This is a genomic window from Mojavia sp. (genome assembly GCF_059505145.1).
Genome location: NZ_JCACKA010000072.1, coordinates 66,588 through 79,360, shown reverse-complemented (window position 1 = coordinate 79,360; position 12,773 = coordinate 66,588). Strand labels below are relative to the sequence as shown.

10 protein-coding genes are annotated in these 12,773 nt (G+C 41.3%); 4 read left to right on the top strand and 6 right to left on the bottom strand.

The features are described from left to right. Positions 1-368: 368 nt before the first annotated feature. Together AC5JL8_RS18395 and AC5JL8_RS18390 are read left to right on the top strand one after the other, a co-directional pair. The gene (locus AC5JL8_RS18395; protein ID WP_495881132.1) at positions 369-809 is read left to right on the top strand and encodes an AbrB family transcriptional regulator; all 441 of its coding nucleotides are present in this window, start codon (positions 369-371) and stop codon (positions 807-809) included. Between the two features lie 200 nt (positions 810-1,009). After that, positions 1,010-1,888, top strand: a complete 879-nt coding sequence (locus AC5JL8_RS18390) for a CPBP family intramembrane glutamic endopeptidase (RefSeq protein WP_495881131.1) — start codon at positions 1,010-1,012, stop codon at positions 1,886-1,888. Positions 1,889-1,906: 18 nt separating this feature from the next. Here the strand turns inward: AC5JL8_RS18390 and AC5JL8_RS18385 are convergent, their stop codons facing one another. From AC5JL8_RS18385 to AC5JL8_RS18370, 4 genes are all read right to left on the bottom strand, one after another. Next, a complete protein-coding gene (locus AC5JL8_RS18385) occupies positions 1,907-3,028 on the bottom strand; it encodes a geranylgeranyl reductase family protein (protein WP_495881130.1) in 1,122 nt (373 codons plus the stop codon). Between the two features lie 186 nt (positions 3,029-3,214). After that, complete coding sequence (frr, locus tag AC5JL8_RS18380; protein ID WP_495881129.1) at positions 3,215-3,763, bottom strand: ribosome recycling factor; 549 nt, start codon at positions 3,761-3,763, stop codon at positions 3,215-3,217. Next, positions 3,750-4,478, bottom strand: a complete 729-nt coding sequence (gene pyrH, locus AC5JL8_RS18375) for a UMP kinase (protein ID WP_495881128.1) — start codon at positions 4,476-4,478, stop codon at positions 3,750-3,752. The genes frr and pyrH overlap by 14 nt, the downstream gene beginning before the upstream one ends. Positions 4,479-4,548: 70 nt before the next feature. Then, a complete protein-coding gene (locus AC5JL8_RS18370) occupies positions 4,549-5,103 on the bottom strand; it encodes a thioredoxin family protein (RefSeq protein ID WP_495881127.1) in 555 nt (184 codons plus the stop codon). Between the two features lie 891 nt (positions 5,104-5,994). On the opposite strand from AC5JL8_RS18370, the gene AC5JL8_RS18365 reads away from it, so the two are divergent. Next, positions 5,995-6,888, top strand: a complete 894-nt coding sequence (locus AC5JL8_RS18365) for an alpha/beta fold hydrolase (protein WP_495881126.1) — start codon at positions 5,995-5,997, stop codon at positions 6,886-6,888. An 86-nt stretch (positions 6,889-6,974) separates the two neighbouring features. Beyond that, complete coding sequence (metH, locus tag AC5JL8_RS18360; RefSeq protein WP_495881125.1) at positions 6,975-10,517, top strand: methionine synthase; 3,543 nt, start codon at positions 6,975-6,977, stop codon at positions 10,515-10,517. Positions 10,518-10,559: 42 nt separating this feature from the next. On the opposite strand, the gene AC5JL8_RS18355 is transcribed toward metH, so the two are convergent. Then, complete coding sequence (locus AC5JL8_RS18355; RefSeq protein WP_495881153.1) at positions 10,560-11,207, bottom strand: Uma2 family endonuclease; 648 nt, start codon at positions 11,205-11,207, stop codon at positions 10,560-10,562. 98 nt (positions 11,208-11,305) lie between these two features. Continuing rightward, on the bottom strand, positions 11,306-12,064 hold the full coding sequence (locus AC5JL8_RS18350; RefSeq protein WP_495881124.1) for a YebC/PmpR family DNA-binding transcriptional regulator: 759 nt from the start codon (positions 12,062-12,064) through the stop codon (positions 11,306-11,308). Positions 12,065-12,773: the final 709 nt, after the last annotated feature.

Genomic DNA, 12,773 nt, shown 5'->3' with positions numbered 1-12,773 from the left:
AAGCACTGAAAATGAATAACCTGCAATTTCTTGGGTCTACGACTAATTTGTACTAGCACCCATATACCTTGTAAAGGTGGCTTAAAGATACACCGCTGCAATAACGCCAAAAGAAAAAATAATTTTATTTTCGTTGGCGAATCATGGTTAAAAGTGGCGTAAAACCACCAAAATTCATACCTGTGATCACCATGATCTCTAATATGTTGCGAACAAACATAATAGAGACCCTTGTGGTTCCCCTATAAGCAGGAAATTACCTTGAGTTTAGGGATCAAAGTAGCTCTGTGCAGATGCTAAAAAGCTAAATACTGGCACAAAGCTATATCGTTTATTAGTTTGGAGAAAGTAAGGAAATTTTGAGCATAATGACTGAAACCGCAACCGCACCATTAACCGGAAAAGCATTGCTTGCTAAAGTAAAAGAGCTTTCCAATTTACCACGCCGAGAAAGAGCCAAGCAGTGCGGCTATTACACTGTTACCAAGAATAACCAAGTTCGTGTTAATCTCACCGATTTTTATGACGCTTTGCTATCTGCTAGGGGAATTCCTCTAAGTCCAGAAGCACCCAAAGATGGTCGTGGTCGTGAACCGACATATCGGGTTAGTGTGCATCAAAACGGTCAAATTGTGATTGGTGCTACATACACCAAAGCAATGGGCTTAAAGCCTGGTGATGAATTTGAAATTAGACTGGGGTACAAGCATATTCACCTGATTCAACTCGGTGAAAGTGACAAAAAATTATCCCAGATAGATTTGGATTCTGATGACGTGGATGAAGAAGATTTAGAAGAGGAAGAGTAGGATTTTTTAATGATAGGGATAAGTTGAAGGCGAATGCTTAATAACTTATCTCTATCGTTACAACCTACTGGCAAATATAGTTTAATAATTGTATTACCTCAAAAAATACGATTAGGCCTCTTGCATAAGAAGCTAATTTTAGTAGAGTCTTGATCAAGAAGCAAGAAATCTATTGTTGCAAGAATTTAGTCGTGTTTTTTATGCCTATTTTGATAACATTGTTTGAGCCATTAACCAACAATATACTGGCATTTCTACAAGATGCACCAGTAATAGTTGTAGTGATGGCTTTTTTCATTGCCTGGATAGGATGCTGGTTACCAGTGGCAGTTGTAACTGCGATCGCCATCAAATGGCAACCCGGCAAAACTTTGCAGCCAGAGCAGAAAATTCCTTTACTGATGTCTCTCTACTTACTAGCGCCCCTAATTCTCTGGGTATTTCTTCGACTAACTAATAAATCTTTCTCAGATTATGGCTTGGTAGGGAGTGTTTCAATTCTAGGTTCGTTAAGTTTGGGCTTCAGCTTAGGAGTGCTGAGTCTAGCTATTGTTTTTAGTGGGCAATTTGGGCTGGGTTGGTGTTCTCTTCAAAAGTCAAACTTCAAGTTATTATTACCCACATTGCCACCTATTTTATTGATAGCGTTGTTAGTCGGGGGCATAGAAGAGTTAATTTTTCGAGGTTTTCTATTTACCGAATTAGAGCGGAATTACCCTGTTTGGGTAGCAGCGATAATTTCTAGTTTGATTTTTGCCGTTTTACATTTAGTTTGGGAGCAACGAGAAACCATACCACAACTTCCCGGCCTATGGCTCATGGGAATGGTACTGGTAGTGGCAAGGTTTGCTGATGGTGGTAGTTTGGGTATAGCTTGGGGACTTCACGCTGGGTGGGTATGGGCGATCGCTACTTTAGACACAGCAGAACTAATTACTTACACAGGTAAAGTATCTGAGTGGTATACGGGTAAGAACAAAAAACCCCTAGCTGGGTTAGCAGGGATTATATGTGTAATATTGGCTGGGTTAATTCTTTGGTTGTTTTCTAAATATTTTGGAGTATCGGTTAATTATTAAACTCATAACGCTGAACCACTAGCCTCCAAAACCAGGAATTAAACGCTTGAGGGCGCGATCAACAACATCACCATAGCGCAATTCGCCACATAGGATTTTACCCATAATTTGGGCACTAGAGGGGCGCTTGACACCAACTTTGTAACCAATTTTCGGAAAGCGATAGTAAGCTCCAGCTAATTTTTTTGCCCAAGCCATATCCGTACCCCATTGTTCATTGATGGCATTGGTATATTGTTCTAAAGCGTTGATGTCACCAGAAAGAGCCTCATTAATGGCTCCTGCTGCTACCAAACCACTAAAAATTGAGGGGCGAATACCTTCTGCTGTCATTGGATCGACTACACAAGCTGCTTCCCCAACCAAAACAGCATTTTGGGTGTGTAGCTTTTGATGACCATCCCACAAGCAAAGAGGATAACCATATTGTTTGCTAGTTTTGATATCAACATTAAAGGATTGGGCGTACTCATCTAGAATTTTCTTAAAGTCCTGGGGTTCGCCACCAATAAACGTACCAACGCCAATGGAATAACCTTCAGCCTTGGGAAAATTCCAAATATAGCCGTTTTTAACTAAGCCAAACTCGAAATGAATTGTAGATTTGTTCTTCACATTAGCGGGAACTTCTACCTCTAAGGCTCCTGCTAAACGGCGTTTGCGGTCTTTGAAGCCAAGCCATTTTGCCATCGATCCTTTGGCTCCATCAGCTGCGATTAAGTAGCGACCTGTAACTGGGCCGTTGGCTGTGTTGACTTGCCAAAAGTCCCCTTTAAACTCAATGCCAGTTACTTCTGTATTATCTTGCAGTTCAGCCCCTTGTTTCTGAGCTTGCTGAACTAAGAAATGGTCAAAAACATCTCGCCGCACCATCCAAATCGGTTCTTTCAGCCCAATTTTTGCTTCTACAGGATCTTCCAAATTCCAAGTGAAGCGAAGAGAGTCTACCTTTACAGAAATCGCTGGGCTAAAATCAAAGTCGAACCATTGGGCGATCGCAGGCGATACACCACCACCACAAGGTTTGTATCTTGGTAGGGATTCTTTTTCTAAAATCAATACTGAGCGGCCTTGCTTGGCTAAATGATATGCGGCTGTTCCACCAGATGGCCCGGCACCGACGATGATGCAATCGTACATTCAACTAAATTTTTGTAAAATTTAAAGGCTAAAAGTGTGAATGCTGAAAAATTCATCAACTCTTAGCCTTTAGCTGTTATTTTACCTGAAACTACAGGTTCTGCTATGAATTAAGGTAATTGCCGCTTACTAGAACCCTTACTTACATTTGGTCAGGGTAGCAAGCGTGGATAGCAACTACAAATTTTAGACAGTTGAAATGTCTTTTTCTTTTTCTGCCAATAATTCATCTATTCTGGCAGTGTATGTGTTTGTTAATTTTTGTAGTTTGTCTTGCTGATCCCGTGCTTCGTCTTCAGAAATCTCAGCATTTTTTTCCTGCTTGCGAATTGAGTCTAGGGCATCGCGGCGAATATTGCGAATACCAACACGACCTTCTTCGGCATACTTAGCAGCAATTTTGACTAGTTCTTTGCGGCGATCGCTCGTCAAAGGCGGGATATTTAACCGAATTACAGAACCATCGTTGCTGGGGGTTAAACCCACATCTGACAGGGAAATTGCCTTTTCGACTATATTCAAGCTACTACGATCATAAGGCTGAATGAGGATCGTCGAAGCATCTGGTGTAGTAATGTTTGCCAGCGATTTCAGTCCGGTAGGTGAACCGTAGTAGTCCACCAATACCTTATCTAGTAGACTCGCATTGGCGCGACCAGTGCGAATCGTGTTAAAAGCTCGTTGAGTTGCCTCAACAGTCTTTTGCATTGTAGTTTTAGCTTCATCTAATTTCACAAGAACCTCCCACAAGGGTACCGATGGATTCTCCCATGACTGCTCGGTGGATATTACCTCGTCCCGTTAAGTCAAAAACAAGAATTGGGATATTATTTTCTTTACACAAGGCTATCGCAGTACTATCCATTACTCGCAAATCTTGAGCCAAAACGTGTGCGTAAGTGAGACTGGTGTAGCGTTTGGCATCAGGATAGACATGAGGGTCAGCATCGTATACTCCGTCTACCTTGGTGGCTTTAAAAATCACTTCGGCATCAATTTCTGCGGCTCTTAATGCCGCAGTAGTGTCGGTAGTAAAGAAGGGATTTCCCGAACCAGCACCAAAAATTACTACCCGCCCTTTCTCAAGATGACGGATGGCACGACGACGAATGTAAGGTTCCGCTAATTCTTGCATAGCGATCGCAGTTTGCACTCGCGTCTGTACTCCTATCCGTTCTAGCGAATCTTGCAGCGTCATGGCATTCATTACCGTGGCAATCATCCCGATATAGTCAGCGGTCGCCCGGTCCATCCCCGCCGAGGCCGCTTTGACGCCACGAAAAATATTACCGCCGCCAACCACGATCGCGATCTGAACGCCAGTGGCTACCACTTCTCCTACTTCTTGTGCTATTTCTTTAACCACTTCTGGATCAATACCATAGCCCATGTTGCCCATTAAGGCTTCACCGCTCAGTTTAAGTAAAACCCGTCGGTAATTCGTTCCCATGAAGTTACGCTTTATCGAAAAAGTTGCAATTGCCTCCAATTTAAGATAGCAGTACAGTGACTATCTGTGTCTAGATACGCCAGATAAATGAAGTGCCTACTGCTTCAGTTTCAAACGGGTATATTTTTTGTCCTTTTAATAGAGAAGCGATCGCCTTGATCAGATAATTTTCTCTTACTGCTGATGGGTTTTGAGGATGATCATCAATTTTACCTTTGTAGCGGACTATACCATCATTATCTATTAAGAAAGCCATTGGTGTTTTACTTGCACCAAAACTACGGGTAACATCTTGAGTGGAATCCCATAGATAAGGAAAGTTTAGCTGATGAACCTGGGCAAACGCTTTCATTTTTTCAAAGCGTTCTGTCGGGTGCCCAATAGCTTCACTACCATTTATACCAATCAGTGTACAATCTACTTGTGTAAATTCCGCTTGAATATTTTTCAGTCTGTCTAAATATAGCTCTACGTAAGGACAGTAGTTGGACATGAAAATAACACCAACTGCACGGAACTTATTTAAATAACGGCTGAGATGGTGTACTTGGTTGTCAACTCCTGGCAGTTCAAAGTCCGGTGCATAGCTGCCTACGGGAGTATCAATTCTTTCTAGTGTAGTCATCTTATTCGGCTCGAAGGAACTAGCAACAAAAAAATCTCATCAAATTTAGCGTTACTTTCTAGTTGCAAATTACCCCTTCCTTGGCAGACCCTTGATATCCCACAATTTTATAAACCAATTTTGCTGCCGTGAATTGTGAAACTACCGAAACTGTTAAGTGTATTAAATCCATCATATTGCTTGCGGTATAGTAAATTTCACGCACCTACTTTAAAAATTTAGGGAGCTAGACCAGTTCAAACCCCCTCTAGGATGTGAATATCAAGACATAAGGCAAGAACAACGCAATCCAAATTCAAACTCAAAAATGTGTTTTCAGTATGAATAAGAGTTGATTGTTCTTCATCTAAAACCTAGCTCTTGAGCAATTTCTTGGGCTTGTTAAGCTATTACTACCGCTACTCTACGCTCATCCCTACGCTGAACGTAGAAGTCAAAACTCAAAATGTTTATAAGTTAACCTTTCCAGGCATTTTCAATGAGTCGTTTTTTCAACTAAGTTAATTTATTCTTTACAAAGTTTACAAATATTAATTTGTACTTTAGGTCAACCCATTTCTACAATCTGCTGCTTGAGCTAATTATAGTGATTTATTATACACATTTTTTATGTATAAATGACATTAGTGTCAATTTTTACTATTAACAAATTCATTTGTCAAGGTTTTATCTAATATATGCTTTTAAAATTTTAGTAATATTGTGGTTAAATTTTTCATCGTAATATGCTAACGAACAAAATAACCATTGAATGTAATGTGGATATTTATCAAGGCTCGGATGATAGGTAATATTTACCTCAGATAAAGCTCTTAAAACAAAAAAAATCATGTCTAAGGCTTGTATTTGTAACCTTGTTTCATAAATTCATCTTTCATAAAACTGCCTATAATGAGTTTTAAAACTGCATCAATCTCAACAAAAACTTGGATTTGGCAAGGTTTCCCCATCTGCTATCAAACCCAAGGAACCTCTGGGCCAGCAGTTGTTCTGGTGCATGGCTTTGGGGCATCGTGGTGGCATTGGCGGCAAAATATCCCTGTGCTAGCAGAAAATTGCCGTGTTTATGCGATTGATTTGATTGGCTTTGGCAGTTCAGCTAAACCTAAACCGGGTGAAAAAATTGCTTATACACTTGAGACTTGGGGACAGCAGGTAGCAGATTTTTGTCGTGAAGTGGTAGGTGAACCCGCCTTTTTAGTGGGTAATTCTATTGGCTGTATTGTGGTCATGCAAGCGGCAGTGAGTAACCCAGAGATTGCTCTAGGAGTAGCATTACTCAACTGTTCTTTAAGACTACTACACGATCGCAAACGGGCAACTTTACCTTGGTCTCGTCGCTTTGGAGCGCCTCTACTTCAGCGTTTATTATCTATTAAATCAATTGGCAACTTCTTTTTTAATCAAGTTGCTAAACCAAAAACAGTACGGAAGATTCTGCTGCAAGCCTATGCTAATTCTGCGGCTGTGACAGACGAGTTAGTAGACATTCTGACTGCACCAGCTAGTGACCCTGGTGCGGTAGCTGTGTTTCTTGCCTTTACTGCTTATTCCACAGGGCCTTTACCTGAAGACCTTTTACCTTTGCTACCTTGTCCAGCAATTATTATATGGGGAACAGCTGATCCTTGGGAACCAGTAGATTTAGGTAGAGAATTAGCTAATTACCCTCAAGTACAAAAGTTTATTCCCTTGGAAGGGGTGGGACATTGCCCCCAAGATGAAGCACCTGAATTAGTCAATCCGATTTTACAAGATTGGATATGGCAGCGATCGCAACATTAAATTCAGTCTGCCAAAAATTTGCAAATTTTAGAAAATAATAGTTTAAGTCTAATATCACACGACTAAATAATTTCCTTGCGGAAAATATGACTCATTCTTTCCTTGAACGCTTACATAGCCCGGAACGCCCGGTTATCGTCTTTGACGGTGCAATGGGAACCAACTTGCAAACGCAAAACCTCACTGCTGATGATTTTGGAGGCCCGCAATATGAAGGTTGTAACGAATACCTAATCCACACTAACCCGGAAGCTGTCGCCAAGGTTCACCGTGACTTTCTCGCAGCTGGTGCAGATGTGATTGAAACGGATACCTTTGGCGCTACTTCGATTGTGTTGGCAGAATATGACTTGGCAGACAAAACATACTACCTCAACAAAACAGCAGCCGAATTAGCAAAGCGTGTGGCTGCGGAATTCTCCACGCCAGAAAAACCCCGGTTTGTAGCGGGTTCCATTGGCCCTACAACTAAACTCCCTACCTTGGGGCATATTGACTTTGATACCATGAAAATTGCTTTTGCAGAACAAGCAGAAGCACTATGGGATGGTGGCGTTGATATTTTCATAGTCGAGACTTGTCAAGATGTGCTGCAAATTAAAGCGGCGCTGAATGGAATTGAAGAAGTCTTTGCCAAAAAAGGCGATCGCCGTCCGTTGATGGTATCGGTGACAATGGAAAGTATGGGCACGATGCTGGTAGGAACCGAAATTAGTGCCGTATTAACAATTTTGGAACCTTTCTCAATTGATATTCTCGGTCTCAACTGTGCTACAGGCCCAGACTTGATGAAGCCACATATTAAATATCTGGCAGAACATTCACCTTTCACAGTTTCCTGTATTCCTAATGCAGGTTTACCTGAAAACGTCGGCGGTCAAGCACACTACCGTTTAACACCGACGGAATTACGGATGGCGCTGATGCACTTTGTTGAAGATTTAGGTGTCCAAGTGATTGGGGGTTGCTGTGGGACACGTCCAGAACACATTCAACAATTAGCAGAAATTGCCAAAGACCTGAAGCCCAAAGTTAGACAACCTAGTTTAGAACCAGCAGCAGCATCAATTTACAGCACTCAGCCTTATGTTCAAGATAATTCTTTTCTGATTGTGGGGGAACGCCTCAACGCCAGTGGTTCCAAGAAGTGCCGCGAATTGCTGAATGCAGAAGATTGGGATGGACTTGTTTCAATGGCGAGATCCCAGGTGAAAGAAGGCGCTCATGTTCTTGATGTTAACGTCGATTACGTAGGGCGTGATGGTGTACGGGATATGCACGAACTCGTTTCGCGCATAGTCAATAATGTTACATTGCCTTTGATGCTCGACTCCACCGAATGGGAAAAAATGGAGGCGGGTTTAAAAGTCGCTGGTGGAAAATGCTTACTTAATTCAACCAACTACGAAGACGGTGAACCGCGTTTCTTGAAGGTGTTAGAGTTAGCGAAGAAATACGGTGCAGGCGTAGTAATTGGCACAATAGACGAAGAGGGAATGGCACGAACTGCCGAGAGAAAATTTGCGATCGCCCAACGTGCCTATCGTCAAGCTGTAGAATATGGTATCCCCCCCACAGAGATATTTTTTGATACCTTAGCTTTACCAATTTCTACAGGGATTGAAGAAGATAGAGAAAACGGCAAAGCTACCATTGAAGCAATTCGACGGATTCGCCAAGAATTACCAGGATGTCATGTAATTTTGGGTGTTTCCAATATTTCTTTTGGTTTGAATCCAGCTTCACGAATCGTGCTTAACTCGACGTTTTTACACGAGGCGATGACGGCGGGAATGGATGCAGCCATTGTCAGTGCCAGCAAGATTTTACCACTTTCCAAAATTGAAGCGCGCCATCAAGAAATTTGTCGTCAGTTGATTTATGATCAACGGAAGTTTGAAGGTAATGCCTGCGTGTACGACCCGTTAGGAGAACTAACCACAGTTTTTGCAGAGGTAACGACAAAACGTAACAAAGGTGTTGATGAAAGCCTCCCCATCGAAGAACGCCTCAAACGTCATATTATCGACGGCGAACGCATTGGTCTAGAAACACAGCTAACAAAAGCCTTAGAAATATATCCTCCCTTGGAAATTATTAACACCTTTCTGCTGGATGGCATGAAAGTTGTGGGTGAGTTATTTGGTTCGGGACAAATGCAACTTCCTTTTGTATTGCAATCTGCGGAGACTATGAAAGCCGCAGTAGCCTACCTCGAACCGTTCATGGAAAAGTCAGAATCAGGCAATAATGGCAAAGGAACCGTGATTATTGCCACTGTCAAAGGTGATGTTCACGACATTGGTAAAAACTTAGTTGATATCATTTTGTCCAACAACGGCTACAAAGTGATCAACTTAGGAATTAAACAATCAGTAGAAAATATTATTCAGGCTTACGAACAGTACAAACCTGATTGTATTGCTATGAGTGGTTTGCTGGTAAAATCCACCGCTTTCATGAAAGAGAATTTGGAGATTTTCAACGAAAAGGGAATTACCGTCCCTGTGATTTTAGGTGGTGCGGCTCTGACTCCCAAATTTGTCTATCAAGATTGCCAAAATAGCTACAAAGGTAAAGTTGTTTATGGCAAAGATGCCTTTTCTGACTTGCATTTCATGGATAAACTAATGCCAGCGAAGGTTACTGGTAACTGGGATGATTTGCAAGGATTTTTGAATGAAGTAGAAACTGATGAACCAGAAATCGCTGACAAAAAATCAGAAGTTATTACTGAAGAATCTGCACTCAAGACTCAGCACTCAGAACTCAGCACTAAAGTAGATACCAGACGTTCCGAAGCTGTAGCGGTAGATATTGAACGTCCGACGCCGCCTTTCTGGGGAACGCAGTTGTTACAGCCTGGTGATATTTCTTTAGAGGAACTATTCTGGCATTTGGATTTACAAGCCTTAATTGCTGGACAATGGCAATTCCGCAAGCCAAAGGAGCAATCTAAGGAAGAATATCAGGCTTTCTTGGCTGATAAGGTTTATCCGATTCTGGAAAGTTGGAAACAGCGGATTATTGGGGAGAATCTGTTGCATCCCCAGGTGATTTATGGATATTTCCCTTGTCAGGCTGAGGGGAATACTTTGCATATTTATGAAACAAATCGCTTAGACGCGAAGGAAGTTGCGAAGTTTGAGTTTCCCAGACAGAAGTCTTTGAGGAGGCTGTGTATTGCAGATTTCTTTGCACCCAAGGAATCGGGGATAATTGATGTCTTCCCGATGCAGGCGGTGACTGTAGGAGATATCGCAACGGAGTTTGCTCAAAAGTTATTTGCAGATAATCAATACACTGATTACCTGTATTTTCACGGTTTAGCAGTGCAAGTAGCAGAAGCACTGGCAGAGTGGACACACGCTAGGATTCGCCGGGAATTAGGTTTTACCGCTGAGGAACCAGATAATATCCGGGATATATTGGCACAGCGTTACCGTGGTTCGCGGTATAGTTTTGGCTATCCGGCTTGTCCAAATATTCAGGATCAATACAAGCAACTAGCGTTGTTGGGAACTGACAGAATTAATCTGTATATGGATGAAAGTGAACAGCTTTATCCAGAACAATCTACAACGGCGATTATTGCCTATCACCCATTAGCAAAATACTTTAGCGCGTAGCATCCCGCCTCCCCTCCTTGTGTAAGCGAGGAGGGGAATTGGTTATTGCTGCTGTATCTGCTGTTGCACCCAAAGGCGAAAGGCTTTGAGTGTAGTATTCCTACCTGCTGTTCTACTTTGCTCAAGATATTGGGGAATCACGCCGACTAGCGGTAACTTAGGAAAATTTAAGCTTTCTTGTAAATCTAAATAATGACCATCTTGCAGGACATTAATTTGCAACTTTCCTCTTTCAAATCGCCAAAGTTCTGGAACTTTTAGCGCTTCATAAATATTAGGATGAGTGCGAGAAGTGATATCAACTTCTAAAGCTAAATATGGAGGAGGATCTACAGTTAAATCTAGTCGCTTCTTACCACGAATCCTGGCTTCGTTTTTTATATAGAAACACTGGTCGGGTTCTATTCCTTGAGCCATCAATTGATTTTTGAAAGTCGTAGAACCAAGGCTGAGGAACTCAATATCTAGCTCTTCCAGCAAAGCCTTAACTAAATCGCCAATAATTTCTTTGTCATATTCGTGTTCTGGTAGTGGAGCCATAATCTCCAGTATTCCCTTATCATAAGCAATCCTTGCTGCACGGCGATCGCCTAATTCTTCCAGAATTGTTTCCAATTCTTGCCAGGTTACATCTTTTAGCAGCACTCTTTGTCCTGGTGGAACATGGATGCGCTTTAATTCCAACAACATCATCTCAACTCCCAATAGTTCATGGGTTTGTAATTTCTATGAAATTTTCGGGTTTGTTTTAATTAGCATGGTATCCAAAGCAAACGAAAAATACTCTATTAAACTATACTTAGAGCCATAAGATGTTCTGCCATTTCAAAGTTAGATGTAACATTTTGAACGTCATCTAATCCTTCTAATGTGTCAATTAATTTAAACAGCGATCGCGCCTGATCTGGATCGGTAACTTCAATATTATTACTAGGAATCCAGCGTAATTCGGCATCAGTTACCTTAAAGCCTTTTTCCTTTAGCGTTTTATTGAGGGTTTCTAAATTTTCTACCTCGCTAAACACTTCAGCCATCTCATCCTCGGCCATTTCATAAGACTCAGCACCGCCTTCTAGGGATGCTTCTAAAAGCTGGTCTTCATCAACCACTCCTTGCACCACACAAACGCCTTTTTGGTCAAACATCCAGCTAACGCAACCTGTTTCACCGAGATTACCACCATTTTTACTAAAGGCTGCACGTAAGTCCGCAGCAGTGCGATTGCGGTTATCTGTGAGGGCTTCAATTAAAATCGCTACACCACCAGGGCCATATCCTTCGTAACGAATAGCTTCTAGGCTAGAGTTATCCGAGCCAAATGTGCCTGCACCTTTAGCGATCGCCCGTTCAATATTATCATTGGGAATCCCCGCCGCCTTAGCCTTATCAATTGCTGTACGCAGTTGAAAATTTCCTGCTGGATCTGGGATACCGCTTCTAGCAGCAACAATAATCGCCCGCGACAGTTGGGTAAAGGTTTTTCCCCTTTTTGCATCCACTACCGCCTTCTGACGCTTAATATTTGCCCATTTACTATGACCTGCCATAACCTGAAATAATTAACGCTCTGTTCAAAGATTAGGATATACCTAGCTTTTGCTTAGATGCAAAGGCACAATTATTTAATTATCAACCTGTGCTGCTGAAAATCCTAACTTAAGATAATTGGGCAACGCTTGAGCAATGTAGCAAAGTTGTAGCGATCGCGTCCTCTTTTTACTGGCTACACTCCGACTTATGGCAATTTAGGGCGGACAATTGAATCTGTATTGTTAGGTGAAAGCTCAGCAGCCGAATCATTTAAAGTAACTCAGCAACGTTTGGATTTTATTTTTAAGTGATTAATTTCAAATTGCATTCATAACTCAAAATTAGCATATCTTTGTTAAATTAATAATTTTTAATGAATTTGTAGATGATATAACCTGATATTAGCCAAGTCAAATCTTGCGCTGAAGGCTACAGATGCTTCTTTGATTATTCGTTACTTTATCAAGCTAATAAAACTATTACAAAAATAAAAATAAAAATAAAATAAACTACGTATAAACGCAACTGCACACAGATTAATATTGGTGTTTATCTATGTGCATCTCTAGTTCGTTATCCACAACACAGACTTATGCAAGATGTCTAATAGCCAAAATAATTTTTAACTACATTCACAATTTTGCTAATGCTGTTTGTGATTAAGTTGTCATTTTACAATTAATTTTTATAGTAATTATTGGCAAAGGGAAATTGTTTGTGATTAAA